Annotated in this window: 23 protein-coding genes and 2 pseudogenes; 10 read left to right on the top strand and 15 right to left on the bottom strand. The window is 69.5% G+C overall.

Going from position 1 to position 24,738, the window contains the following annotated elements:
* Positions 1 to 69 precede the first annotated feature (69 nt).
* Positions 70 to 378 (top strand): putative quinol monooxygenase, encoded by a 309-nt coding sequence (locus LTT61_RS01865; RefSeq protein ID WP_233018175.1) that lies wholly within the window; start codon positions 70 to 72, stop codon positions 376 to 378.
* On the opposite strand, the gene LTT61_RS01860 is transcribed toward LTT61_RS01865, so the two are convergent.
* Entirely contained in the window at positions 375 to 1,556 is a 1,182-nt protein-coding gene (locus LTT61_RS01860) for a helix-turn-helix domain-containing protein (protein WP_269821837.1), read from the bottom strand. The two genes, LTT61_RS01865 and LTT61_RS01860, sit on opposite strands and share 4 nt — an antisense overlap.
* Before the next feature lie 503 nt (positions 1,557 to 2,059).
* Here LTT61_RS01860 and LTT61_RS01855 point away from each other — a divergent pair.
* The 3 genes from LTT61_RS01855 to LTT61_RS01845 are packed head-to-tail and all read left to right on the top strand — an operon-like array spanning position 2,060 to position 3,365.
* Complete coding sequence (locus LTT61_RS01855) at positions 2,060 to 2,554, top strand: DNA-directed RNA polymerase subunit beta (protein ID WP_233018173.1); 495 nt, start codon at positions 2,060 to 2,062, stop codon at positions 2,552 to 2,554.
* A gap of 14 nt (positions 2,555 to 2,568) precedes the next feature.
* Positions 2,569 to 2,964: a hypothetical protein gene (locus LTT61_RS01850; protein WP_233018172.1), complete on the top strand. Its 396-nt coding sequence runs from the start codon at positions 2,569 to 2,571 to the stop codon at positions 2,962 to 2,964.
* Between the two features lie 47 nt (positions 2,965 to 3,011).
* Positions 3,012 to 3,365: a hypothetical protein gene (locus LTT61_RS01845; protein ID WP_233018171.1), complete on the top strand. Its 354-nt coding sequence runs from the start codon at positions 3,012 to 3,014 to the stop codon at positions 3,363 to 3,365.
* 11 nt (positions 3,366 to 3,376) lie between these two features.
* Here LTT61_RS01845 and LTT61_RS01840 read toward each other — a convergent pair.
* From LTT61_RS01840 to LTT61_RS32860, 5 genes and pseudogenes are all read right to left on the bottom strand, one after another.
* Positions 3,377 to 3,665 (bottom strand): annotated as a pseudogene (locus LTT61_RS01840) (integrase core domain-containing protein); the annotation flags it as partial.
* A gap of 7 nt (positions 3,666 to 3,672) precedes the next feature.
* Positions 3,673 to 5,021: pseudogene (locus tag LTT61_RS01835) on the bottom strand (IS30 family transposase).
* Positions 4,961 to 5,371, bottom strand: a complete 411-nt coding sequence (locus LTT61_RS32870) for a DDE-type integrase/transposase/recombinase (protein WP_420094727.1) — start codon at positions 5,369 to 5,371, stop codon at positions 4,961 to 4,963. Before LTT61_RS32870 ends, LTT61_RS01835 begins: the two are co-directional and overlap by 61 nt.
* A gap of 40 nt (positions 5,372 to 5,411) precedes the next feature.
* A complete protein-coding gene (locus LTT61_RS32865; protein ID WP_420094726.1) occupies positions 5,412 to 5,732 on the bottom strand; it encodes an integrase in 321 nt (106 codons plus the stop codon).
* A complete protein-coding gene (locus LTT61_RS32860) occupies positions 5,729 to 6,046 on the bottom strand; it encodes a transposase (RefSeq protein WP_420094725.1) in 318 nt (105 codons plus the stop codon). Before LTT61_RS32860 ends, LTT61_RS32865 begins: the two co-directional genes overlap by 4 nt.
* Positions 6,047 to 6,493: 447 nt before the next feature.
* Here LTT61_RS32860 and LTT61_RS01825 point away from each other — a divergent pair, with 447 nt between their 5' ends.
* Together LTT61_RS01825 and LTT61_RS01820 are read left to right on the top strand one after the other, a co-directional pair.
* Positions 6,494 to 8,746, top strand: coding sequence for an ATP-dependent nuclease (locus LTT61_RS01825; RefSeq protein WP_233018170.1), 2,253 nt, complete (start codon positions 6,494 to 6,496; stop codon positions 8,744 to 8,746).
* Positions 8,743 to 10,677 carry a UvrD-helicase domain-containing protein gene (locus LTT61_RS01820; protein WP_233018169.1) on the top strand — a complete coding sequence of 645 codons (1,935 nt, stop codon included), beginning with the start codon at positions 8,743 to 8,745 and terminating at the stop codon, positions 10,675 to 10,677. The genes LTT61_RS01825 and LTT61_RS01820 overlap by 4 nt, the downstream gene beginning before the upstream one ends.
* An 80-nt stretch (positions 10,678 to 10,757) precedes the next feature.
* On the opposite strand, the gene LTT61_RS01815 is transcribed toward LTT61_RS01820, so the two are convergent.
* Entirely contained in the window at positions 10,758 to 11,069 is a 312-nt protein-coding gene (locus LTT61_RS01815; RefSeq protein WP_233018168.1) for a hypothetical protein, read from the bottom strand.
* A gap of 101 nt (positions 11,070 to 11,170) precedes the next feature.
* Between LTT61_RS01815 and LTT61_RS01810 the strand changes: the two genes are divergently transcribed.
* Positions 11,171 to 11,896: an SDR family oxidoreductase gene (locus tag LTT61_RS01810; RefSeq protein ID WP_233018167.1), complete on the top strand. Its 726-nt coding sequence runs from the start codon at positions 11,171 to 11,173 to the stop codon at positions 11,894 to 11,896.
* Between the two features lie 4 nt (positions 11,897 to 11,900).
* Here LTT61_RS01810 and LTT61_RS01805 read toward each other — a convergent pair whose 3' ends face one another.
* Together LTT61_RS01805 and LTT61_RS01800 are read right to left on the bottom strand one after the other, a co-directional pair.
* The gene (locus LTT61_RS01805) at positions 11,901 to 12,998 is read right to left on the bottom strand and encodes a zinc-binding dehydrogenase (protein WP_233018166.1); all 1,098 of its coding nucleotides are present in this window, start codon (positions 12,996 to 12,998) and stop codon (positions 11,901 to 11,903) included.
* Positions 12,999 to 13,075: 77 nt separating this feature from the next.
* Positions 13,076 to 14,338: a PucR family transcriptional regulator gene (locus LTT61_RS01800; protein WP_233018165.1), complete on the bottom strand. Its 1,263-nt coding sequence runs from the start codon at positions 14,336 to 14,338 to the stop codon at positions 13,076 to 13,078.
* Positions 14,339 to 14,605: 267 nt separating this feature from the next.
* Between LTT61_RS01800 and LTT61_RS01795 the strand changes: the two genes are divergently transcribed.
* Complete coding sequence (locus LTT61_RS01795; RefSeq protein ID WP_233018164.1) at positions 14,606 to 15,358, top strand: MerR family transcriptional regulator; 753 nt, start codon at positions 14,606 to 14,608, stop codon at positions 15,356 to 15,358.
* Between the two features lie 115 nt (positions 15,359 to 15,473).
* Here LTT61_RS01795 and LTT61_RS01790 read toward each other — a convergent pair whose 3' ends face one another.
* The 4 genes from LTT61_RS01790 to LTT61_RS01775 form a co-directional block, all read right to left on the bottom strand.
* Positions 15,474 to 16,100: an alpha/beta fold hydrolase gene (locus LTT61_RS01790; protein WP_233018163.1), complete on the bottom strand. Its 627-nt coding sequence runs from the start codon at positions 16,098 to 16,100 to the stop codon at positions 15,474 to 15,476.
* Complete coding sequence (locus LTT61_RS01785; RefSeq protein ID WP_233018162.1) at positions 16,097 to 17,134, bottom strand: ring-opening amidohydrolase; 1,038 nt, start codon at positions 17,132 to 17,134, stop codon at positions 16,097 to 16,099. The genes LTT61_RS01790 and LTT61_RS01785 overlap by 4 nt, the downstream gene beginning before the upstream one ends.
* A complete protein-coding gene (locus tag LTT61_RS01780) occupies positions 17,131 to 18,444 on the bottom strand; it encodes a nucleobase:cation symporter-2 family protein (protein ID WP_233018161.1) in 1,314 nt (437 codons plus the stop codon). Before LTT61_RS01780 ends, LTT61_RS01785 begins: the two co-directional genes overlap by 4 nt.
* Before the next feature lie 132 nt (positions 18,445 to 18,576).
* Positions 18,577 to 19,230, bottom strand: coding sequence for a GntR family transcriptional regulator (locus LTT61_RS01775; protein WP_233018160.1), 654 nt, complete (start codon positions 19,228 to 19,230; stop codon positions 18,577 to 18,579).
* Positions 19,231 to 19,317: 87 nt separating this feature from the next.
* Between LTT61_RS01775 and LTT61_RS01770 the strand changes: the two genes are divergently transcribed.
* On the top strand, positions 19,318 to 20,151 hold the full coding sequence (locus LTT61_RS01770) for a DJ-1/PfpI family protein (RefSeq protein WP_233018159.1): 834 nt from the start codon (positions 19,318 to 19,320) through the stop codon (positions 20,149 to 20,151).
* Here the strand turns inward: LTT61_RS01770 and LTT61_RS01765 are convergent.
* Both LTT61_RS01765 and LTT61_RS01760 read right to left on the bottom strand, forming a co-directional pair.
* Positions 20,114 to 22,531 carry a hypothetical protein gene (locus LTT61_RS01765; protein ID WP_233018158.1) on the bottom strand — a complete coding sequence of 806 codons (2,418 nt, stop codon included), beginning with the start codon at positions 22,529 to 22,531 and terminating at the stop codon, positions 20,114 to 20,116. The two genes, LTT61_RS01770 and LTT61_RS01765, sit on opposite strands and share 38 nt — an antisense overlap.
* Positions 22,532 to 22,675: 144 nt before the next feature.
* Positions 22,676 to 24,121, bottom strand: coding sequence for a carboxylesterase/lipase family protein (locus LTT61_RS01760; protein ID WP_233018157.1), 1,446 nt, complete (start codon positions 24,119 to 24,121; stop codon positions 22,676 to 22,678).
* Between the two features lie 89 nt (positions 24,122 to 24,210).
* On the opposite strand from LTT61_RS01760, the gene LTT61_RS01755 reads away from it, so the two are divergent.
* Entirely contained in the window at positions 24,211 to 24,708 is a 498-nt protein-coding gene (locus LTT61_RS01755) for a TspO/MBR family protein (RefSeq protein WP_233018156.1), read from the top strand.
* Positions 24,709 to 24,738: the final 30 nt, after the last annotated feature.

The following is a 24,738-nucleotide window of genomic DNA, read 5'->3' as shown; positions in this document are numbered from 1 at the left end:
CGGTGAAGACCACGTACACGAGGCGTCCGCCCGGCACCTTGTCCCGATCCTGAACGGTAAGGTCAGGGCATGTTTGCCCTTGTGGTGAGATTCGACCTCATCGACGCCGAGAAGGCTGCCGATTTCGATGACCTCGTTGAAGAGACCGTTGCCGCCATCCGAGAGCGCGAACCCGGCACGCTGGTCTATGCGACGCACACCGTCGAGAACGAGCCATTGGCGAGAGTCTTCTACGAGGTCTACAGGAATCGAGACGCCTTCGAAGAACACGAGCGCCAACCCCATACACGTCGCTTCCTCGACAGCCGCGGTGAGTTTGTCGAGTCCTTCCGAGTCGAGTTCTTGTCCCCGGCTGCGGTGAAAGGGATTCCCGGCTAGAGCCGGTGCACGATTCCGCACCACACCGCGAAATCGTGGACGAGGCCCACGCTTCGAGTCTCGGCCCGGGCCAGAGCGCGCACAGTTTCATGTACGCCGGGGTTGTACCGCGTCTGCGCGGGCGCGATCTGCTTTGCGGTGAGCAAGGCATCGAGCGCCCTACGCCGGTTACCGTGCAATAGATAGGCACGCGATAGGTCGATGAAGTGGTGCCCCGTACGTTCCCGAGGGGCGTCGTCAGGAATGATCAGCGACCGTGATCGGCGGAGAGCCTCGGTGCCGTCCATTGCTTCCACCGCGAGGGCTACGCCCCAGATGCCCACATTCCTCGGCCCGAACGACAGGACCCGGTCTCGGTCATCACCTATCCGTCCAGCGGCAGATCTCGCCTCGGCGAGGTGCTCATCGGCAATATCTCTCCTGCCGGCGCGAGACGCGGCCAGTCCGGACTGAAGATGCAGACCACCCCACGCGATCAGATCAGGTCGCTTACCTGTACCGAGGCGCGGTTCGATGCTTGTTCGGCAACGCTCGAGAAATGTCAACGCGGCTGCCCAGTCGCCGCCGGAAGTCAACAGAGCAGCACGATGGAAGTGTGCCGTTGCCGTCCAGAGCGGATTGTCGGCTTCCGCGGCAGCCCACCCCATCCGGTCGATAGCAAGGGCGGCGAGGTCCGCGTATCCGAGCTTGTGCGCCAGGGAATGTGTGGAGTAGTACAGCTCGCACAGGAGCACGAGAGCAAGATCGCGCTCGATGCCGACCGTCCGATGCACGACAGCGCGTACCTCTTTGAGTAGGGGCGGCAGCGCTTCGCTCAGACGATGAAAAGACGCATTTCGCCGGTACTGGCATACCTGAGCTACGTCTACGCCGATCTGTTCTATCGGCCGAAAGTCGCTCGAGACAGCACAGTCGATGTCGTAGGCAGCCAGCTCGGTACGCAGAAAGCCAATCACGGAGTGCACGCCCGAGTCGGCTTCGGCAGGCGGAAACGGCTGCCCATTCAGCTCGCTCACCGGCACGCGCAGCGCCTTCGAGACCGCGCCGAGAAACCCCGGAGTGGCAGCAACCCGCCCCTGCTCAACAGAGCGAACAAGCCCGACCGACACGTTGGCGCGCCTGGCGAGTTCCTTCTGGGTGACACCTGCGATCTTCCGCGACCGCCTTCGCTGCCCCACCCTCGACGTGGCTCATACCCACCATCCTGTTCCAGCGCTATCGCTCAGAGTACGAAGTTTCTTCGTACTTCGGGGTTTCCCGCGCTGGCACGGTTGCCCCTAACCCCGCTAGCGGGTGACAGACGCTCCTCGCTAGCGGGGCTGACCAGCTACGACAGGGAAGGCATTGGGGGCAGAGCTATGCCAGTCCAGGTGGGCAAACGCAGCCGCATGAATCTCCCGGCGAGAACAGAGGCAAGCGGTACCTCAACCGGCGAGCACGTCCCGCACGGGACGCAGATCGTGAGTGCACGGGCACTCCTCGTGAGCTGTGAGCAGCGGACGCCGGATGGGGGCGCTTACTCCTCGCTGTTGGAGCGACTGGTGTCTTCGGGTCTGGTCACCGCATGGGAAGCCGCCACCTATGCTGGGCCGCCGTCAGCTGAGGTGGTGGCCGAACTCATCGCGCAGGCGCGCGCGGTGGATGCCATCGCGAACGCGCGAGCCCGACTCGGAGAAGAGTCGTGACCGCCGACACCGCGCGCAGCCGATGCCTGTTCTACCGCAATGCCATGTACCTACCGGCGACGGTCAACCCGACAACCGGCGGTATCAACGTCCGGGTCGGACTGGTGTGGGCGATCGAAATCCCCTCACATATAGCGCAGTTGGTGAAAGTAGACCTCGACCGGCGACGCCAGGGCGGTGGACCGATCGTGTGCCACCCGCGCCGCGCGGTGTGGACCTTCCTGACCCGCTCGGAAGTTCCTGCCGACGTCGCGGCCCGGGAGGCCCCGCTGTGGAACGGCTACAGGGTTGCGATCCTCGCTCCCGGCACACAGGTTCCGTTGCCTTCCCCGCAGGGACGTGGCGTGTTCTACCGCGGCTGGATCACCGCAACCCCCGGGCCGTACCGGCCCACCGGACTGACCGTTCTCGGTTCAGTCAGAGCCGCGCTGTCGGCGATGAATCAGAACGTGACCACCACCCGCATTCCTCGCATCCCCGCTCAAGTGTGAAAGGCCCCGCGAGCATGACCGAAACGATCCCGCGCCCGGCTCCCGAGCCGACACTGTTGCCGTCCTCGGCCGATCTGCTGGCCGCACTCGCAGGCCACGTCCCACGCCACCACCCGCAAGCTCGCTTGCTGTACGCGGTGTTCCTGCTGGCGAATCTGGTCGCATGGCTCAACACCGATGGGGTGGTCAGCAGGGACGGCGTCGACGGCTCGTTGATCATCAATGAACTCGGTATCCGCAACTTCGAGGACTCGGCACGGGAAAAGCTGTCGCAAGTGATCGCCGAAGAAACCAGGGACTACCCCCACGCAGCCGACCACGTCGCGCTCATGGTCCGTTCCTACCAGAACTCCGGGGTGCCAGGCGCCATGCGGCTCTACGACAAGGCCACGAACAACGCCCTGTTCTGAGCCCCGCAAAGCAGCCCGGAACCCGCTTCAGAGACGAGGTAAAACCCTTGTGCAACAGAGCGATCGGACTCATCCATCTCGGCTTGCCCGGCAATGAATCCACCCATTGCACGGTCATCGATGACCTCGCCCGCGCCGAAACCCTCCAGCTGGCCGAGGTCGTGACCATCGGTCACGACACCTACATGCCCATCACCTACATCATCACCGCCGCCGCCCGCGTCGGAGCCGAGGTCGTCATCGCACCGGACCTGGCGCATTTCGGCACCGGATACACCGCGATGACACTCGCCTGCGGACTGCTGATCCCCACTGGGCTCATTCCTCGCCGACGGCAGCAGCCGGCGCTGCGCGCTGCCCGTGACACAGCCCGATACGTGACCGGGGCTGCTGCACTCTGAGGTGGCAGGAGTTATGCAGCCTGCACGACTGCTGGGGTCATGATTGCTTCGTACTCGATCGGGGTCAACCGGCCGAGCCGGTCCTGGCGCCGGCGGCGGTGGTAGGTGCGTTCATTCCAGGACACGATCGCGATCCGGAGCTGCTCACGGGTCTCCACCGATGGCGGTCGAGGACATTGCGTTGCAACAGACTGAAGAAGCTTTCCATCGCGGCGTTGTCACCAGCGGCCCCGACCGCCCCATCGACCCAGCCATCCCGAACCTGTTGAGCGCGTGCGTGAAACGCCGGGAACGGAACTGCTTGGGTTCAATTGGTCGTTGCAACAACGGGTTGTGGAAGTGAGCGTAGCTGTTCGTCGAACACCTCGGCGGGCGTCTTCCACCCGAGGCTCTTGCGGGGCCTATTGTTGAGCGCGAAAGCGACTGCCTTGAGGTCTTCCACGGACCATCGTGAGAGGTCTGTGCCCTTCGGAAAGTACTGCCGGAGAAGCCCGTTGGTGTTCTCGTTCGTCGGCCGCTGCCAGGGCGAGTGCGGTCGGCGAAGAACACCTTCGTGCCCGTGGCGAGCGCGAACTGGGCGTGCGCGGAGAGCTCTTTGCCGCGATCCCAGGTGAGAGTCTTGCGGAGCTGTTCGGGAAGATTCGCCATCGTCGCGATGAGCGCGGCGTTCATCGCGATCGCGCCCTAGCCACCCAGCGCGGGACCGTTCTTCACGTAAGCCATCTCACCCCATCCCTGCAGCCGGGGCAGGTGCACCAGCAGAGTCGAGCGGCTCTTGCGTTCGACGATCGTGCCGATCGCGGACCGGCCCGTGCCGATGATCAAGTCACCCTCCCAGTGCCCGGGGACAGCGCGATCCGCGGCCTCCGCGGGACGCTTGCAGAACACCACATCGGCGGTGACGTGTCCTTGTGGTCTGTCCTGTGTTCGAGCCCGCGGCGCCCGGAGCGCACGGCCGGTTCGCAGGCAGGTGACGAGTGCGCGTTCGAGACCACCGCGGCCCCCGATGAAGAGCGACTGGTAGATCGCCTCGTGGCTGATGCGCATGGACGCATCATCGGGGAAGTCGACCTTCAGGCGATGCGAGATCTGCTCCGGGCTCCACGCTCTCGCCCACCGCCGGTCCTGCCGATGCGGCTTGTTCAGCCCTTTCCACGCGGGCGGCTCCGGCCCGAGGACGATGCTGCCGTCCGGCCGGCGGATGTTGCCGGCGAGGCGCTACCCGACGTACTCACGCAGCCTGTCGTCGGTCGCGAGCCTCGCTGTCTTGGGGCGCTTGGCCGCCTGCTGAGCCTTCCACTGGGCCACCAACGCTCGGTATTGCTGCCTTCCGCCGCGCGTGGCCGCGTTGCGGCGTAGTTCGCGGGAAATCGTCCCCGGGTCGCGGCCGATCCTGCGCGCGATCTCACGCACGCCGACCTGCTCGGCGCGCAGCAGCGCGATTTCCTCACGCTCCTCGAAGGACAAATAGCGGCCGGAGGGCTCGGCCAGTGAGATCGGCGGCATGCCGCCACCGTGGCGAAACCAGCGAGCCCCGACCGGCACAGACACACCCACCCTCAACGCCGCTTCGGCCGAGTTGATGCCCGTCGCGATCAGACGCCAGAACTGCCGCTGCACCGCCCGCGATGGCTCAGGCCGCCCAGGCGAACGCATCGCCGGCCGCAACGCCCGATCCGCACGCCACTGCCGCCGCGCCCCCTCGGGAACCTCGCTCGTCTTCGCGCCCCAGTCCCTCGTCGCCATTGCCCAACACCTCCACAGTCGAGGTGTTGCGACGACCAGTTGAATCCGCCTTGACTACCCCTGTCGGTATGAACAACACAACCGGCCACCTCGCCCCGACGGGCGACAGCGTTGTTCAACGCGTTCACCGCCAAACGGGACTTCATCCGTGAGTCGATCGAATAGCCCACGATCCGACCCGAGAACACGTCCTTCACCGCGCAGATGTAAACCTTGCCCTCCCTGGTCCGATGTTCGGAAATATCGCTGAGCCACAACATATTCGGGCGATCCGCGGTGAACCTCCGGTGCACCAGGTCGTCATGGACCGGCGGCCCGGGCTTGCGATTTTTTGCGGCGGGGTTTGCCGAACACCGACCACCACCTGTTGACCGAGCAGATCCGCCACGCGGTCCGCCCCGCCATCACCTCACCCGCAATTGCGGCCTCGTCGGCAAGGAACCGATACCCGAACTCCGGGTCGTCACGATGAGCATCGAACAGGGCGGCGGCTCGATAGGCCTCGATGACCTCCCCGGTGGTGACCGGGGCGGCCAGCCACCGGTAATAGGGTTGGCGAGCGAGCTCGAGCACCCGGCACGTCACCACGACAGGGATCCCGTCGGCGGCGAGCTCTTTCACGAGCGGGTAGAGCCTTTTCCCGGCAGATTCGCCTGCGACAGATAGGCCGCGGCCCGGCGCAAGACCTCGTTCTCCTGCTCGAGCAACCGGTTCCGCCGCCGCAGTTCCCGCAGCTCAGCGGAGTCGCTGCTGCTGGTTCCGGGCTTGTTGCCCTCGTCGATGTCGGCTTGACGCATCCATTTCGACAACGTCATCGGATGGACCCCGAAATCCGCGGCGATCCGGTCCAGGGTCACCCCGTCCTCGCGGTTACGGGCGACCCGGACCACGTCGTCGCGGAACTCCTGGGGGTAGGGCTTGGGCACGATGAACATCTTTCCAGGCCCGCCTCACGGCAAGCCAGAACGGTGTCACCTACTCATGCAGCAGCCCCGATGTGACGAGCGTACACCGTGCGGTTAGGCTACCTGTCACGTTCTGCTAGGCGATGAGCGACGGGGTACCTATCTGGAAGGGGGAGCGCAGTTGTGTGAGTCAAGCATGACTTCGCTACGGGAAGAGCCTGCCCGTCCGTCCTGCTTGTCGGTGCGGCGCCATACTTGGCACATCTGCCTATGGTGCCGACTATCTCCTCTCGGTCGGGCGAATCGGCTAGTGTCGGCCTGAGCGGGCCACTTAGTGGCGGTCCAGCCACAGTGCGTGTCTATTGCCCGCTGCATTCGAAGTCGTCGCCTCAGTATCCGTATAGGGGCGGTTCGCAGTGATATCGCTTCTATCTCGACAGTCGGTGTCCTTAGAAGTCTCGCCAGTTCCATTCAACAGTGGAGAATGAACGGTTGCGTATCAAAGTATTTCGGGTTCAAAACTTTCGTCGCCTGAAGGATGTCGTAGTCGATCTCGATGAGCAGACCACAGTCTTCGTCGGTGCGAACAACACAGGGAAGACGTCGGCGACCCATGTGTTCCAGCGGTTTCTGGGACGAAGCGACCGGTTCGAGATCTACGACTTCAGCGCTGATTGTTGGGCAACGTTCGATGCCCTTGATACCGATGATCCTGACGCCGCGGAGTTGTTGCCGGTGATCAGTTTGGACCTGTGGTTCGACGTCGATGACGCGAACATCCATCGTGTGGTGGGGTTGCTGCCGAGCCTGTCGTGGGACGGCGAGTTAATCGGACTACGGATGGCCTACGGGCCGCGCAACCCCGACGCGTTGTTCAAGAACTATCGGGCCGCGCGGGAGGTCTCCAAGGACCGAGCGGCTGGCGATGAATTCGCGCACAGGCCTTGGCCTTTGAGCTTGACCGACTATCTGCGCAAGCGGTTGACCGATGAGTTCGAGATCTTCTACTACGTGTTAGATGAGCGGTTCTGTGATGAATCGCGCCAACCCATGCCGGACTACATCCCTCACCGGCTCGGACCGCGATCCTCGGGTGCCGGGGACATCGCTGCGGACCTGATTCGGGTGGACTTTCTCGACGCCCAACGGCACTTATCCGATTCGGATTCTCGCCCTCGCGGAGAAAGCGCTTCGTCCCGAGGGCGCGCGGAGAACCTTTCACACCGTTTGGGCGCCTTCTACAAGCGCAACCTGCGACAGTACGATGCCGACCCCGCCGCGCTCAGCGCGATCGCGGGGTCGGAAGCCGCTCTCAACGATCACTACGCCGATGTTTTCGCGCCGATCCTGCAAGGTATCGCCGAGCTCGGTTACCCGGGCACCGCGCACCCCGAGCTGCTACTCAAGGCTTCCTTCAACCCCGCCCAGGTCCTTGCCGGCAACGCCCGCGTGCACTACGCGCTGCCCGGTATCGTCAGCTCCGGGACCCAGGCGACCTTGCCCGATCAGTACAATGGCCTGGGATTCAAAAATCTGATCTATATGGCCGTGGAGTTGCTCGATTTCCATCAGGCGTGGACTGAGTCGACCGGTGATCGCCCCCCTGTTCATCTGATCATGATCGAGGAACCCGAGGCTCACCAGCATGCTCAGTTGCAGCAGGTCTTCATTCGAAAGGTCTTCGAGCTGTTGCCACCCCCGGAGGCGGGCTTCAGTACTCAGCTCGTGGTGACGACACACTCTTCCCACATGCTCTACGAGAGCAACTTCACGCCTATTCGGTACTTCAGCCGATCGGCGAGCTCGAAAGCGCTGCCGCACAGCGAGGTCAAAGACTTGTCAGTTTTCCATCAACAGGCTGAAGAACCGACGAGAGAGTTTCTGCAGAAGTACGTAAAACTGACGCACTGCGACCTGTTTTTCGCTGATGCGGTGATCTTGGTGGAGGGCAACGTCGAGCGGTTATTGCTTCCGCTAATTATCGAACGCTACTTCCCCGAACTCGGGTCGGTTCATCTGACCATTCTTGAGGTAGGCGGAGACTTCGCCCACGTCTTCGAGCCTCTGCTAGCGTTCCTGGGCGTGCCGGCGTTGATCATCACCGATCTCGACAGCGTCAGGCCAACGAAGGCGACGCCGTCCGCCGCGACTACCGAGGACGAGCTCGCTGATGCCAGAAAGGCCTGCCTGGCAACGGTTCCAGGCGCCGTTACCTCCAACAAGACGCTGATTCATTGGTTGAAGGGGTCGGCGACGATCAGTGATCTTCTCGACGTGGATGAAATCGGCAAGGTTATCGCCCTCGACGGTCAGATCGAGGGCACGATCCGTCTGGCGTACCAGACCCGCTGCGAGGTGAGTTGGGCCGGGAGCACGGCGGCCCTCGCAGGTCGTACCTTGGAGGAAGCCTTCGCTCTCCGCAATCTGGCTTGGACGCAGGATCGATCGCGTGTCGACGTGGGTCTGCGCATTCGAGGCGGCCACGGCATGACACTGGAGCAGATACACCGAGGGCTCTTCAACCGTGTTCGGAGGCTCGACAAGACAGTGTTCGCGCTTCGACTGATGTCTGCTTCTGCTTCGGAATGGGAAGCCCCGCAATATATTTTGGATGGACTAGCTTGGCTGCGGGGCCGCCTTGGTCTGGGGGTTGGCGAACCGGGCGCCCTAGGAGAGCGGCAGTCGAACGTCGTCATCCCCGCCGTGCTCGGCTCGGCGTCGATCTCGTGAGCTCCAGACTGTCGGCGAAGGACACCGACGCCGACCGGCAGCTTCGTGAGGTCCTCGACGGTGCCCCGGCGCGCGGGTTCGTGATGATCGCCGGAGCGGGGTCGGGTAAAACCACGTCTTTGGTGAAAGCACTCGGCCACGTAGTTCGGACCCGCGGGCAGCAGCTGAGAAGCCGGACTCAACAGATCGCGTGTATCACCTATACTGCAGTCGCGGCCGAGGAGATCGCGGCCGACGTCGGGTACAACCCGATTGTCACAGTGTCAACGATCCACAGCTTCTTGTGGACGCTCGTCCGGCCCTTCAACCACGACATCCGTGTATGGCTCGAACAGGAACTCCACCGCAAGATCGAGACGATGACCGCCAAACAAGCTGCATATACGCTGCGGACGAGGCAAACCACCAGGGCGCGGGATGACGAGGAGATGCGGCGTCTGCGACGCCAAGTCGGAGCTTTGGCATCGGTCGAGAGTTTCCGCTACGGGCACGGAACCGACCACAGCACAGGGAGCCTGGGGCACGAAGAGGTCGTGAAACTGGCGACCCAGCTCATAATCGACAAGCCGATGCTGGCCCGGATCGCCGCACGCAAGTATCCCTACATCTTCGTCGATGAAAGCCAGGACACCTTTCCCGAAGTGGTCACCGCCCTCAAACACATCTACGCCCAGGCGCGCGGTGAAGTATGTCTGGGGTTCTTCGGTGATCCGATGCAGCAGATCTACCAACGCGGCGTCGGCACGGTGACAATCGAACCAGGATGGGCAACCATCGAGAAGGCCGAGAACTTTCGCAGCTCTCTGCAGGTGCTCCGCATCGTGAATCAGGTTCGCTCCAAGGCGGATGGGCTAGTTCAAGTCCCGGGCCGTCCAGATGGCACGCAACGGGAAGGTGAATTCCACGTCTTCGTGCTGCCCGCCGACGAGCATCGCACTGCAAACCTGAATCTTGTTCGGGAATGGCTCAGTCGCCACAGCAGCGCCGGTGACTGGACCACCGACCCGGACGTCGATGGCCGTGCGGCCAAGATCCTGATCATCATGCATCGCATGGCGGCCGCCCGGCTGGGATTCGCGGCGCTTTTTGCCGCATTCAACGACAACGACGAATCGACACTAAAAGCGGCGTTCAACAGCGGGAACGCACGGCCGTTGCAGGTCTTCGATGAACTGATTCTGCCGCTGTGTGAACCCGCTGGCGCAGACGACCCCGCCGTGATCGCCCTCGTGCGTGACAAGCTCGTTCGAGAACTGACGAGCGGCACGGATGCTCGTGGTGCGCTTGCCGGGACGCGCACCCAGGTGGAGAAGATCAGAAGTCTTGTAAGCGAGGGCGGCCCGAACTCAGTCGGCGCGGTACTGCGGCTCGCAATGGAATCCAGTCTCTACGAACCGGATCCTAAGTTGGCTGTGATGCTGAACCGAGCGCTCGGCGGTGAACTTACGGATGCTGACACAGGAGATCCCGAATCGGCGGCTCTCAAGGCTTACCTCGCGTGTGACGTCAGAGAAGTCTCTCGATACTTTTACTATATCCGGGAGCAGTCGCCGTACTCGACGCAGCACGGTACCAAAGGCTCCGAGTTCGCCAAGGTCCTCGTCATCCTCGACGACCAGGAAGGGGCACCCTTCAAGCAATATTCTTACGAAAAGCTCTTCGGCATCAAAGCCCTCTCCGACCGAGACTTGGCACGTCGCGCCGCCAATGAGGACTCAGTGCTCGAACGGACCCGGCGGCTCCTCTATGTGTGTGTCTCCCGGGCCGTCGAGTCGCTGGCGATCGTCATCTTCGCCCACGACACCGAGGCCGCGCGCGCGGCCTTGGTGTCAGAGCTTCTGTTCGATCGCCCAGCACTGACGCTGGCAGAACTTTCGAACGAAGAACTCCTTGCCGAGTTGGGCATAAGAGCCGCGACCGAGGCTGTGTAGCGCGGACGCCATCGCGGCGAGATGCTCGGCACCTTCGCGCGCGAGGCGGTCCGCGCTGGCCAACGTGAACCCGCCGGGATCTACCCCTCCATCCCCGGCGAACTCGACCTGCCCTGATTACCGACGCGGCGGCCATTACTGTCACCGGGGGCAAGGATCTGGTCGGAGCCGCTTGCCATGCCCGCCTGCGAATTGGGCTGCTGCGCGATGACGTGGGGCAGGTCAGTCTTGATGGGGTATATAACCGACATCCCGCCCCGGCCCGCATTGCGACCTCTTCGTGCCGCAACCCCGGCACCCGCCGGTACCCCGGTGTCCGGCAGGTTCACCGCGGCCGGGTCGAGCTGGGCGCGCCGCGCTTTCAGGTAGGCGCCGAACTGCTTGGAAGCCATGCCCCGAGAGTAGGAGGGGGTGCGGGGGCGAGCCTGGGTGCGCTGCTCCCAGGAACTTCCCGCCCTGCCGCCGACTCCGCGCGCCGAGCACGGTGGAACCCATGACCACTACCGAAACCAGCAAGATCGTCCTCGTCACCGGCGCCAGCAGCGGCATCGGGGAAGCCGTCGCGCTGCGGGCGGCGGCCCGCGGGCACCGGGTGTTCGCCGGGGCGCGGCGCACCGAGCGGCTGCGGGCCTTGGCCGAGCGCGACGACCGGATTCACCCGGTGCGGGTCGATGTCACCGACCTCGCCGGTGTGCGGGACTTCGTCGATCGGGCCGCCGAGCGGTACGGCCGGGTCGATGCCTTCGTCGCCAATGCCGGCGTCATGCCGCTGTCCCGGCTGGACCGGCTGCTCGTGGACGAGTGGCAGCACATGCTCGACGTCAATATCGGCGGGCTGCTGCACAGCATCGCCGCTGTGCTGCCCCGGTTCACCGCGCAGGACAGCGGGCACTTCGTGACGGTGGCGAGCGTTGGCGCGCACGAGGTGGTGCCGACCAGTGCGGTGTACTCGGGCACCAAGCACGCGGCGTGGGCGATCACCGAGGGGCTGCGGCAGGAGAGCGCGCCTGGCATCCGGGTCACCACCGTCTCTCCCGGGGTGGTGACCTCCGAACTCGCCGACTCGATCACCGACCCCGGCGCCGCCGAGGCGATGCGCGGCTACCGCGCGCACGCTATGGCCCCGGAGGCGATCGCGGCCGCGGTGGACTACGCGCTGCACCAGCCGGCCGAGGTGGATGTCAACGAGATCGTGGTGCGGCCCGCGCGGCAGCGCTGAGGGTTCAGCCCATCTCGATGATGGCCCGGCCGACGATTTCGCCGCGGGCCAGGGCCTGGTACGCCTCGTCGGCCTGTTCCAGCGGGTAGCGGCGGGTGATGAGCTCCTGCGGGGCGACGCTGCCCGCGGCGACCAGGCGCAGCAGCGCGGGCATGTCGGTGCGCGCCTTGGCGCCGTAGGAGCCGCGGATCTCCAGCTTGCGGCGCACCAGTCGGGCCAGGTCGACGGAGCCGGTGGAGCCGGCCGGGGCGATGCCGACCACGACGGCCCGCCCGCCGTCGTCGAGGATGTCGAGCGCGGTGCCGAAGGTGGCGGCATTGCCGAGCGCCTCGAAGGCGATGTCGACGCCGTGCCCGTCGGTGAGCTCCCTGACCCGCGCGACCACGTCCTCGGTGGCCGCGTCCACGGTGTGCGTGGCGCCGAGCTTCGCCACGGCGGACAACTTCTCCGCGCCGAGGTCGACCGCGATGATCTGCGCGGCCCCGGCCGCGGCGGCGAGCTGCACGATCGAGGAGCCGACGCCGCCCGCGGCGACCACCGCGATCCGCGCGCCGACCCCGAGTTCGGCGGTGCGCAGCGCGCCCAGCGCGGTGAAGGTGCTGCAGCCCAGGATGGAGACCTGGTCCAGCGCGACTCCGTCCGGCACCCGGAACACGTCGGTGGCCGGGACCACGCAGTACTCGGCGAGCCCGCCCATGGAGTACATGGCAAGCGGTGAGCCGTCGGCGGTGGTGAGCCGGGATTCCCCGTCGTAGAGCGCGCCTTTGAGCCGGTTGTAGGCGAAGAACTTCTCGCAGAGGTCCTCCATGCCGCGCACGCAGTGCCTGCAGTCCCCGCACGGCATGATGAAGCTGCACACCACCTCGTCGCCGACGGCGACGCCGGTGACCTCCGGCCCGAGCTCGGCGACCACCCCGGAGACCTCGTGCCCGAGCACCGCGGGGGTGGGGAAGGCGACCTCGGAGCGCAGCACGTGCAGGTCGGTGTGGCACACCCCGCAGGCGGTGACCCGCAGCAGCACCTCGCCGCGCCGGGGCGCCGGGCGCGGGATCTCCTCGATCACCAGCCGGGGTTCCGAACCGTAGTAGACGGCTGCCTGCACCGCACCCTCCTCACCTCGCCGCTCCCACCGCCGCGCTCGCCGGTGGCTCTCGCGGCCAATCGTGTCAGCCGGGCGGGCTATCCGGCAGCGGAATCCTCGGCACGGCGCGCCGGTGCCGCCGCTCCGGCCTCGAAGGCGCGGGCGATCAGCGCCGAGCGCAGGTACCAGAGGCCGTGCGCCTGGCCGGGGTCGAAGCCGGTGAGCTGGCCGATCCGGCGGAATCGGTGGTCGACGGTGTTGGCGTGCACGTGCAGGGCGCGCGCGGTGCGCTGGCGGTTCAGGTCCTTGGCGATGTAGGTGCGCAGGGTCTGCAGCAGGTCGGGCTGGCCGTCGAGCGGCTCGAGCGCGGCGGCGAGCACGGTGCGCGCCGGGCCGGGGCGGGCGAGCTGGTACTCGAGCACCAGGTCGTCGAAGCGGTGCAGCCGGTGCGGCCAGCCGAGCCGCTGCACCACGTCGAGCAGTTCGTGCGCCTGGTCGGTGGCGAGCGGGATCTCCTCGCGTCCGGCCCGCACGGTGGTCGCGACCAGCGGCACCTGCGCGGCCACCGCGAGCTGGTCGATCAGGGTGTCCAGCGCCTGCTCGGTGTAGCGGTCGGTGGGCAGCAGCACGGTGCCGCCGTCCACGCTGAGCAGCGCGAGCGCGTCGCCGCCGCAGTGATCGGCCAGCGCGGCCTGCAGCCTGCGCAGCTTGCGCCGCGCCACCACCTGCGTGTCGAGGGCGATGTTGTGCTCGTCGCGGTGCGGCGGGACGGCCAGCGCCAGCACGTGGTAGGAGTCGGCGATGGCGACCGCGCTCTCCCTGGCCATGGTGGAGGTGCTGCGCCCGCCGAGCAGTGCGGAGGTGAGCGTGTGCACGGCCGTGTGGTGCTCGGAGACCACCGATTTCAGCTCCCGCACGTAGGCGGTGGAGACCGCGCGGGTGATCCGGTCCTGGATCTCCATGAATTTGCGCGCCAGGTCGACCATGGCGGGGGAGTCCTGCGCGCCTGCCTTGGCGACGATCAGGTCGAAGCCGATCCGCAGCCCCTCGTGCACGGCGTTGTGGATGGCGTCGATCGGGATGCCCTCGCGCGCCCAGTCGGCGGCGGCCTCCTGCACCCGCTCGGTCTTGTCCGTGGTCTCCCTGCCGTCGAGCAGGTCGAGCGCGAGCTCGAGGCAGATCCGGGTGACCACGGTGATCTCGCCGCTCAGCGCGTCACCGGGCAGCGTGCCGCAGGGCACCACATTGTCGGCGAAGTGCCCGACCAGGCGGCGCGCCAGGGTCCGGACGTCGCGCAGGTGGGCGGATGCGGGCCGCCCCGATACGAGCAGATCCGCTGTGGCGGGCGCGTTCTCGATCACCGTTGCCCTCCTGGCTGGGTTGCCCATCGACTCGATCAGCCAGTGGCAACTGTCACGATTGCAGGGTACGTGATCGTCCACCAGGGTGGAACCTGTTTCGATACCGGGTTTTCCGTAGTGAACGCTATGGTAAGTGGGAGTTTGCTGCCACCTCGGGGTGGAATGGTTGCCGGTCGGTGGCCGTCCCCGGTACCGGGTGGCAGGATCGGGCGGCACCGCGGACGGCGCGGCGCGGCAGCAGGGTTCGAGCGAGGCGAGGATGGCCCGGTGGACGAGCAGCGCGAGTACCGGGTCACCGAACTGGCCGAGCAGGCCGGGATCCCGGTGCGCACGCTGCGCTATTACCAGGAGCGCGGGTTGCTCCAGCCGCCCCGCCGGGAGGGCCGCACCGCCCGGTACAGCGCGGCCCACCTGGAGCGATTGCGGCTGATCGGCGACCTGGTCGCGCGCGGCTACCGGCTCGACGGCATCGAGGAGCTGCTCACCGCCGCGCAGAAGGGGCGCGGGCTGGCGGAGATCCTCGGCTTCGGCTCGGTCGCCACCGTGGACTGGGCGCACAGCGACCCGGTCGAGCTGACCGCCGCCGAGCTGCGCGCCCGCTTCGGCGGCCAGCTCACCCCGGAGGTGCTCGCGGAGGCGATCGAGCTGGGGTACCTGCGCCGCCGCGGCGAGCACTACAGCCACCCGAGCGCCCGGTTGCTGGAGGCGACGCTGACGCTCGTGGCGACCGGCATCCCGCTGCGCGCGGTGCTCGCCATGAGCTGGGAGATCGAGGCGGCCTTCGACCGGATGGCCTTCTCCTTCGTGCACGCCTTCCGCAGCCACGTGCTCGACCGCATGCTCGACGACCCCACCCCGGAGAACCTGGAGCGGCTGATCGGCGCCGTCGCCGAGCTGCGCCCGGTGGCGCGGACCGTGGCCGACGAGCAGTTCGGGCGGGCCATGCGCAGGCGGATCCGGCGCGAGATCACCGAGATGACGCAGTTGATCGCCGAGGCGGCGGGCACGGAGGGCCGCTAGCCGAGGCTGTCGAACCGCTGCGGCGGCGCGGGATCGCGCACGGGTCACGCCACGGCTGCGCCGAGCGAGCCGGTGCACCGTCCTCCCCCCGCTGTGGTCGCCGGTGGATCGTAGTTCACCCGTGCTCGGCGGCCTCCCGGATGAGGTCGGCGAGGGCCGCCGGGTGGTCGAGGTGCAGTGCGTGCGCGCCGGGCACCACCCGGCTGCGGACCCCGAGCAGCGCGGTGAGGGTGGTGTCGGCCCGGTGGCGCGCTGCGGGGGAGTCGGCGCCGACGGTCAGCAGCACCCGCTCGGCTACCCCGGCGGGCAAGGGGCGGGGTTCGAAGGCGCGGAACATGCGCAGCTCGGCGGCGATCGTGCCGGGATCGGCGGTGGTGAGCCCGGCGTGCCAGGAGTCCCCGTACAGCGTCCGGGCGAAGGGGCCGGTCCCGCCGTCGGCGAAGGCCGCCGCGACCGGCGCGAGCAGCCCGGGGACCAGCGACCCGGCGGCCGGTTCGTGCAGCACCGCGGCAATGAAGGGCACGCCGCGCGCGGCGAGCTCGAGCCCGAGCGTGGCGCCGCCGCTCACCCCGGCGACGACCGCGCCGGCGCAGCGCGGGGCGAGGAAGGCGATCTCGGTGTCGAGGTCACCGGATTGCGGGCGGGTGGGGCGGTCGAGTTCGTATCCGGCGCCGAGCGCTTCGGCGACGCCTGCCCAGACCCGGCCGTCGGTGGCGGTGCCGTGCACCAGCACGACCCTCACGCCCCGGGTACCTCGAACACCACGGTGATGCTGCCGCCGCCGGGCGGCCCCTGGTGCTCGGCCCCGCCCGAGACGTAGACGGCCCCGTCGCCCTTGAGCGCGGCGAGCAGCCCGCCGACGGCGGCGCGGGCGTGCCTGGTGGCGGGGATGTCGGAGTCGGTGAGCATGGTGTGCCGCAGCCCGCGCACGGTGCCCGCCGGGTCGGCGTCGGCCTTGGCGAAGATCTGGCGCACGGTGCCGCCGCGCGCGGCGACCTCGTCCAGCAGCCCGCGCACGGTGGCGATGTCGATGGCGTCGCGCATCCGGCCGTGCAGCGCGCGCAGCGGGTTGGCGGCGCGGGCGCTCTCGGCGAGCACCAGCACGTGGCAGTCGTCGAGTTCGGCGCCCGCGCTGGTGGAGGCGCGCGCGGAGTCGATATCGGCGTGCCCGGCGAGCGCGGCTTCGGCGGCGCGGGTGTCGCATTCGCCGAGCGCGACCGCTACCCCGAGCGCGGCGGCCGCGCGGGAGTGCCCCATGGAGGCGTAGGTGTCGGCGGCGACCGGTTCGGCGCCCGTCGCGCGCACCGCGGCGATCCGGTCAGAGGTGAGCAGCGGGCATTTCACCAGGACCAGGTGCACGTCGCCGGGGTCGGCGCCGAGTTCGGCGACGAGCTTGCCGACGGTCTCGGCGACCGCGCCGAGCTGGGCGGGGCGCCCGATCTCGGCGGGGGCCAGTGCCCGGGTCCGCCCGGCGGCGGCGACCAGCCCGCGGTCGTGGCCGGGGTGCGCGCGGGGGTCGCGCACGACGAGGTTGACGTGCGGGCTGAGCACGCCCTCGGTGCCGCCGGAGAAGACGGTGATCGCGCCGGGCAGCCGCGGCTCCCAGACGGCGGCGGCCAGGGTGCGGCTGAAGTCGTTGACGCAGCCGTTGCCCTCGGTTTTGCCGATCACGGCGAGGACGTCGTCGGCGCGCAGCCCGGCGGGGCCGAGCGCGGTGAGCGGGGCGAGGTCGTCCGGGCCCGCGGTGGGGACGGTGAGCAGGGCGATGCCGGTCATGCGGGCAGCTCCTTCGGGGTGCGGGTGAGGTGGTGGAAGACCAGGTTCAGGGTGAAGGCGACGAGGACGGTGCTGGTGATGGCGCCGCCGACGATCACCTTCAGCGAGGTGGGCAGCCCGTCGTAGAGTTCGGGCGCGACGATCGGGATCATGCCCGCGCCCATGGCGAGCGAGACGATGAGCAGGTTGTCGGTGCGGGCGTAGTCCACCGTGGCGAGGGTGGCGATGCCGACCCCGGCGACGGTGGCGAACATGACCAGGCTGACCGCGCCGATCACCGGCCCGGGCAGGCTCGCCACCACCTGGCCCATCTTGGGCACCAGCCCGAGCACGACCAGCAACCCGCCCGCCACCACCACGGCGCTGCGGGCGGCGACCCCGGTCATCCGGACCAGGCTGACGTTCTGCGCGAAGATCGTGTCCGGGAACGAGGTGAGCCCGCCCGCCAGCACCGCGGAGAGGCCGTCGGCGGCGAGCCCGCGCCCGATCACGGCCGGGGTGGCGGGCTGCCCGGTGTGCTCGGCGGTGGCGAGCAGGTAGGCGGTGGATTCGGTGAAGATCACCAGCATCACCAGGCACATCGAGACGATGCCCGCGATGGGGAAGGTCGGCGCGCCGAAGGGGAACAGGTCGGGCAGCCCGAGCCAGCCCGCGGCCCCGACGGCGGAGAAGTCGGTGAGCGAGAGCGCGGCGGCGGCGACGGTGCCGAGCACCAGCGCGACGAGCACCGCGGATTGGGCGAGCAGCCCGCGGCCGTAGCGCATGAGCGCCAGGATCAGCAGGATCACCCCGGCGGCGACGAGCAGCCGCGCGCCGCCCGCGGGTTCCGCGCCGAAGGTCATGGTGACGGCCTTGCCGATGAGCGAGAGCCCGATCATGGCGATGGCGGCGCCGCGCACGACGGGCGGGAAGAAGCGCTGCAGGCGGGAGAACGGCACCGCGACCAGCACGCCGAAGATGCCCGCGGCGATCATCGAGCCGTAGACGGCGGAGAGCCCGTACTCCTGGCCGATCAGGATCATCGGGGTGACGGCGGTGAACGAGGCGCCGGCGACCACCGGCATCCGGGCGCCGAGCAGCCTCCCGACCCCGGCGGCCTGCACCACGGTGATGATCCCGGCGACCAGCAGGTCGGCGTTGACCAGCGCCGCGACGATCGAGCGGTCCAGTCCGAGCGCGGCGCCGAAGACCAGCGGCACCGCCACGCAGCCGGTGTACATGACGAGCACGTGCTGCATGCCGAAGAGCACGGTGCGCCACCAGGGCAGGGTGGCGGCGGGCGGGGATTCCGCCGGGGCGAGTACGGACACGGGGACCTCCGGGTTTCTGCTGAGCTACCCCGCTTTTGTATACAACTTCTGTTTCCGGTCGATTACCGTCCGGGTGGATTGCGTTAACTCACCGTGGGCGGTGCGGTGTTTTCGGCGTGTTTGTATACAAAATCAGTTGTCGAGTTCGTCGAGCAACGCCTCGTCCTTGGCGATGTGCTCGTCCATCAGGAACCCGGCCTGCACCGGCGAGCCGGAGAGGATGGCGCGCGCGATGGCGGCGTGATCGCTCCACGACTCCTCGCTGCGCGCGTCGAGGTGCCTGCCGAACAGCCAGGAGACCCGGCCGAGCAGCTGCTCGAGCAGCTGCCGCAGCTGGCTGTTGCCCGACGCCTCGGCCACCAGCTCGTGGAAGCGGAGTACCAGCGGCGGCAACTCGGCGCGGGCGGCCGCCGAGTGGCTGAGGTCGCGGCCCAGCTCGACCACGCGGGCGAGCTCGGCGGCGACCTCGCCGCCGCGCCTGCGCGCCGCCAGCTGCGCGGCCAGCACCTCCAGCCCGCGCCGCACCTGCACCAGCTCTCTGGCCGCGGTGCCCGATGGCACCGAGACGGTGGCGCCGCGGTAGCGCACCAGCGTCACGAACCCCTCGTTCTGCAGCTGGGAGAGCGCTTCGCGGACCGGGATCCGGGAGACCCCGAACCGCTCGGCGAGGTCGGTTTCGCGCAGCCGGTCGCCGGGAGCGAGCCGCCCGGCGAGGATGTCGGCGCGCACCGCATGGGCCACGGCGTCCCGCGGGGCGGGCAGGGCGGGGTCGGGTGCGGCGGTCACGGGGTGAGCGTAGCGAGGGGCGCGCTGCGTCGGGGCGCGGCGACGGGGTAGCCCCGTGGGGAATGCCCGCCGTCGAGAGGATCCACCATGCCCCGTCACGTGCTCGTCGTCGTCTCCGCCGCCGACCGGTTGCCGCTGCAGGGCGGCGGCAGCGCCCCGACCGGGGTTTACCTGGGCGAGCTGGTGGAACCGGCGGCGGCGCTGCTGGAGGCGGGGGTGCGGCTGTCGTTCGCGACGCCGGGCGGGCGGGCGCCGACACTGGACGGCACCTCCTGCAGCCTCGCCTACTTCGGCTTCTCCCGGGCGCGGCGCGACGCCGCCTTCGCCACCTACGCGCGGCTGCTCGACGCCGGGCTCGGCGCCCCGATCCCGCTGGAGAAGCTGCACACCGTCGAGCAGTACGACGGGCTCTTCGTCCCCGGCGGGCACGCCCCGCTGGTCGACCTGCTCTACCGCGACGCGCACACCGGCGCCGCGCACAACGAGGACTTCGGCGCGCTGCTCGCGCACTTCCACGCCGCGGGCAAGCCGACCGGGCTGATCTGCCACGCCCCGGCCGCGCTGGCCGCCGCGCCCGAGGTGGACGGGCACTGGCTCTACGCCGGCTACCGGATGACCTGCTTCAAGACCGTGGTCGACACCATGTTGCAGACGGTCCCGGTGGCGCGGCGCTTCCCCGGCAGGCTCTTCGAGCCGGACCCGGCGGGGCTGCTCGGTGAGCTCGGTGGCCGGGTGGAGCAGACCCGGCTGCCGATGGGCAGCAAGGTGGTGATCGACCGGGAGCTGGTCACCGGCCAGGATCCCTACTCCGCGCGGGCCTTCGGCGCGGCGTTCACCCGGCAGGTGCGGGCCGCCGATCGCGCGGCGGCCGGGGTGGAGGGGTTCAGGACGGGAGATTCCGCAGTCGCGCCGCGTCGGTGAGGAACTGGCGCAGCCGGTCGGGGGCCGGTCGGCCGAAGCGCTGGCCCGGCTGGTCGGGTGTCGCGCCCGCCGCGGCCGCGCAGGGGTCGCCGATCGGGATGGTGCCGGGGGCGAACCAGTCGCCGGGGACGTCGGCGCTGTGCACGGTGCGGCCGGTGGCGGCCTCGTAGACGGTGAGCCGGTAGCGGCCCGCGATCAGGGTCAGCGCGGAGCCGTCCTGGTAGCGGCAGTTCGCGACGGGTTCGCCGACGCCGGTGCGGGTCGCGCAGGCCACCCACTGCACGTCCTCGGGGCGGGTGGCACGGGGCAGTGCGGGGTCGCCGGGCGGGCTGACGGCGTTGAGGTCGCCCGCCGCGTAGACCCCGACCGGGCCCGGTTTCGGCTCGGCGGCGCCGGCGAAGCCGTCCGGCTTGTCGCACATCGCGGCGTAGTCGGCGAGCGCGGGCCGGTTCTCCCGTGCCACGTGCGTGACGACGAAGAAGACGGCGACCACTGCGGCGAGGGCGACGAGCAGGGCGGTGCCGCCGACCCGGAAGCGGGGCCAGGATTCCGTGTCGAACGCCGACCGGAGTTTCTCGCCGCGGGACGGGGGCGGGGAGTAGTGGGTGCGGGGGCGGAGGGGTTGGGGGTCGGCGCTGTATTCGAGGCGGCGGGGCGGGCGTTGTTCGGCGGCGGGTGGGGTGGGGCGCGGGTGTTGGCGCATTTCGTTCGTCGGGGCGGTGTCGTAGGGGGAGGGCGCCGTGAACGATGGGCCGCGGGGGGAGGGTGCCGGGTTCGCCGGGGTTCGGGTGAGGCGGACGCCGCGGGAGCGGGGTTCTCCGGAGGGTGCGGAGTCCGGGTGGTGGTGTCCGGGCAGTGGTGACCAGGGGGCGGCTTGCGGCTGCCGGGGTCCTTCGGTGTCCGTGCGCGGTGCGGTGTCCGTGCGCGGTGCGGTGTCCGTGCGCGGTGCGGAGGCGGGGCGCGGTGCGGAGGCAGGGTGCGGTGCGGCGATCGGGGATCGCGGTGGCGGCGCGGTGCGGCCTTCGCTGCTCGGAGGCTCGGTGGGGGTCGGCCCGGGACGCCAGGTCTGCGCCGGTGCGGCCCGTCCGGCCCCTGCCCACGCCGGTTCGGCCGTGGCTTCGGAGGCGGCGCGCCCCGGCATCTCCACCACGGGTTCGGCTGTGGCCTCCGGGGTCGCGTGCGCCGGCGTATCCACCACGGGTTCGGGCGTGGCCTCCGGGGTCGCGCGCGCCGGCGCATCCACCACCGGTTCGGCCGCGGCCGCCGAGGTGGGGCGGCGCGGCGTATCCCTTTGCGTGATCGCGCTCGGCTCCGCCTTCCGCCCGCCGGGCCGGCGGCGCGGCCGCTCCGGGAGCGGCGGAATCGGCGCGAGCCACGGCGGGCGCCCTGCCGCGGCCATCGCCGGAACCCGCTCCGGTGCCTCGGATTCCGCGCGACGCGGATCGTCGGGCTCCAGGTCGTCATCAGCGGACGTCGGGGGCGGTTCGGGAGCGGCTGCCACTGCTCGGCCGGGTCGGTCGCCGGGGGCTTCCGCCCGGTCCGGCTCATCGAGGTCCGTGTCGGTCGCGGCGGGTTCCGGTGATCGGTCGCGGAGGTCGGCGTCGTCCGGCAGTCCGGTCCCGTGCTCCGGGGCGCCCGCTCCCGAATCGCCGATGCGGCCGCCCTCGGTGGTCCCCCCGTCCACTCCCGACGGTGGATCGGCGGCGGTGGTGACGGCCCCCTGCGCCGCCACCTCCGCCGCCGAAATCTCGGCTACCGCCGCGAATCCCTCGCGGGCGAGCGCTTCGGCGGAGGGCAGCAGCTCACCGAGTTCGAGTTCGGCGAAGGCGGCGGTGAGCGTGGCGACATCCCAGCGGACCTCGCCACCGGTCCGGCGCCGGAAGTACCGCTCGACCGCGTCGGGATCCGCGCTCCCGGCGACGACGACACCGCCGGTCGGCTCGAGCGGTTCGGAACAGGTGACCGCCGACCCCGGCGCGGTGACCAGAACGGCGAGCTCGCCGACGAAGTCGGGCAGCCCGGCCCGCTTCAGCCGGGCCCGCAGCCCGGTGGCGGTCTGCGCGGCGCGCACGTCCGGGGTGAGGCTGGCGACGGGAAGGTCGAGATCGGCGGGGGCGGAGCCGATCCGCCACCGCTGCTCGGTGTCGAGCACCCCGGATTGGCTGCGCCGCAGCCCGGCGATCTCGACGACGGTGCAGTGCCCCGGCGTCCAGACGAGGATGTCGGCCCGGCGGCCGGGCCCGCCCGCGACACCGGGAAGCCTGCAGCCGAAGACGGCGAGGCCGCCGAGCCCGCGATCGGGGCCGTGCCAGCTCTCGAACCATCGCCGGACAAGTTTCTCGGGACCGGAGAACGTACTGTCCTGCGCGATCACGATCATCACGCGCCCCCTGGACGGCAGAAGTCGAACGGCTCAGTGCCTCAATAGAATACGATGCCCTCCCGGCCCCCTTTCCAGTGCCTCCGCGCGCCGTGGCGGTGACACGGCGGCGCAGGGGCGGCGGGATGGCGGGGCCGGGGTGTTTCACCCGGGCGGGGTCAGTGCTCCGAACCGGTGTTCCCGCCAGATGGCGCGCGACGGCTCCTCCGGGTAGCGCCCGGTCACCACCTCGGCGCCGTAGATCCGGGTAGCCCTGGCCTCGGGGTCGTACCGCGGCCAGCCGGGGTCGCCGGTGCGGGCGAAGCGCACCCATTCGTCCCGCAGTCGCCGGGTGAGCGCCGGAAGCTGTTCAGCGGCACCGGCGATGGCGGCCGGGTGGTCGCGCACGTCGGCGGCGGCGAGGGTGCCGAAGAGGAGCAGGACGTCGAGGCTGTGCGAGGCGCCCTGGTCGTGCCGGAAGCTCCAGCACAGCTCGTAGAGCCGGACCGAGCCGCCGCCGATGTGCGCGGCGTCGGCGAGGTGCAGGGTCGGCATGCGGAAGAGCCAGTCGGCGTGCAGCGTTTCGTGCAGCCGGGCGCGGTTCGCGTCCGGGTAGGCGCTGCGGTAGCGGTCCTCATCGGCGAACCAGTGGAACGCGGCGTCGATCAGCTCCTCGGTCGCGGCGCCGGGCCGGACGGCGAAGAGCCGGTACTCGTCGCGGGTGTGCCCGGTGAGGATCTCGACCTCGCGTGCGGCGCCGTCGGCGAGCGCGCGCCAGGGATCGCGGGGGAGCACCTCGCCGTCCACGACGGGGGAGAACGGCGATGGTGTGAGCGCGACGCGCCCCCACCGGCCGATGTATCCGGGCATCCGCCCCATGACCTCGCCGGTCGCGGCCACCAGCGCCCCCGGTGCGAACCGGGACAGCTCGGCGCCGGTCGCGCGCGCCCCGACCCGGGCCGCGATGTCGGTGGCGATGCGCGCGGCGAGCGCGGGCGTGAAGAAGGTGCCGGGCACGCTCATCGGGACGGCGCGGCGGAAGAGTCCGCGTGCCGCGGGCATGGCGAGCAGCGCCGCGACGCAGCCAGCGCCCGCGGATTGGCCGATCAGGGTGACGTTCCCGGGGTCACCGCCGTATGCGGCGATGTTGTCCCGCACCCAGTGCAGCGCGGCGAGCTGGTCGAGGATGCCACGGTTGCCGGGGGCGCCGTCGAGGTGCGCGAAGCCCTCGACCCCGACCCGGTAGGTGAGCGTCACCAGCACGGTCCCGGCGCGGGCGAGCGCGGTCCCGTCCTGGTGCGGATTGTCCGGTCCGCCCTCGTAGTAGCCGCCGCCGTGGATCCAGACCAGGACCGGTAACCGGGTCGCGCCCGGCGCGGGCGACCAGATGTTCAGGGTGAGGGGCCCGGCGCTGCCGGGGTGGCCGGGTTGCGGCATGAAGGGGCCGAACGCGAGTGCCGCGCGGGCGCCGTCCCAGCGCGGGACCGGGACGGGTCCGGCGAAGCGCCGCGGGCCGAACGGCGGGAGGGCGTACGGAATGCCGCGGAATACGGCGACACCGGCGGTCCACTGCCCGCGGACGGCGCCGCAGCCACTCCTGACCTCGATCACCCGGGCAATCTACCCGCGGAGTGATCGCTCACAGTTTGCTGCGGTCGGTCTCCGGGTACGCGACGGCAAGGACTACGGGAAGGTGCGAGGTGGCGACGATCGCGAGGCACAGGCGGTGGCCGGCGACGGACTCGCTGGTCAAGACGGGGCTCGGGGTGGCGACGGCGGCGGTGGTCGGCTCGGCGGCGACCACGCCGGGCAGCGCCTGGTACCGGCAGCTGCGCAAGCCTCGGTTCCAGCCGCCGCCCGCCGCCTTCCCGGTGGCGTGGACGCTGCTCTACGCCGATCTGGCGTTCACCTCGGCGCTGGCGCTGGAGAACGCCCCCGATCCGGGCTACGCGGAGCGGGTGCAGCGCGCGCTGGCCGCGAACCTGGTGCTGAACGCGGGCTGGACCTGGGTGTTCTTCCGCGCGCACCGGCTCGGCGCGGCCACCCTGACGGCGGCCGCGCTCACCGCGAGCAGCGCGGACCTGACCCGCCGGGTGGCCGCGGCCGACCCGCGCGGCCGGGCCTTGATCGCCTACCCGGCCTGGTGCGCCTTCGCCACGGTGCTCTCGGCCGCGCTCTGGCGCCGCAACCGCCACTGACCCCGCGCCCCGGGCGCACCGCCGGACCGC

Source organism: Nocardia asteroides, from assembly GCF_021183625.1.
In the GTDB taxonomy this organism is placed as follows: domain Bacteria; phylum Actinomycetota; class Actinomycetes; order Mycobacteriales; family Mycobacteriaceae; genus Nocardia; species Nocardia asteroides_A.
Note: the sequence above shows the minus strand (reverse complement) of the source record. Positions and strands in the feature narration are given on the sequence as shown.

Bases quoted from the DNA above. Each gene is read 5' to 3' on its own strand.
- LTT61_RS01865 (WP_233018175.1), top strand. From the start codon at position 70: ATGTTTGCCCTTGTGGTGAGATTCGACCTCATCGACGCCGAGAAGGCT.
- LTT61_RS01850 (WP_233018172.1), top strand. From the start codon at position 2,569: ATGACCGAAACGATCCCGCGCCCGGCTCCCGAGCCGACACTGTTGCCG.
- LTT61_RS32870 (WP_420094727.1), bottom strand. From the start codon at position 5,371: ATGTTGTGGCTCAGCGATATTTCCGAACATCGGACCAGGGAGGGCAAG.
- LTT61_RS32860 (WP_420094725.1), bottom strand. From the start codon at position 6,046: ATGTTCATCGTGCCCAAGCCCTACCCCCAGGAGTTCCGCGACGACGTG.
- LTT61_RS01815 (WP_233018168.1), bottom strand. From the start codon at position 11,069: ATGGCTTCCAAGCAGTTCGGCGCCTACCTGAAAGCGCGGCGCGCCCAG.
- LTT61_RS01810 (WP_233018167.1), top strand. From the start codon at position 11,171: ATGACCACTACCGAAACCAGCAAGATCGTCCTCGTCACCGGCGCCAGC.
- LTT61_RS01785 (WP_233018162.1), bottom strand. From the start codon at position 17,134: ATGACCGGCATCGCCCTGCTCACCGTCCCCACCGCGGGCCCGGACGAC.
- LTT61_RS01770 (WP_233018159.1), top strand. From the start codon at position 19,318: ATGCCCCGTCACGTGCTCGTCGTCGTCTCCGCCGCCGACCGGTTGCCG.
- LTT61_RS01765 (WP_233018158.1), bottom strand. From the start codon at position 22,531: ATGATCGTGATCGCGCAGGACAGTACGTTCTCCGGTCCCGAGAAACTT.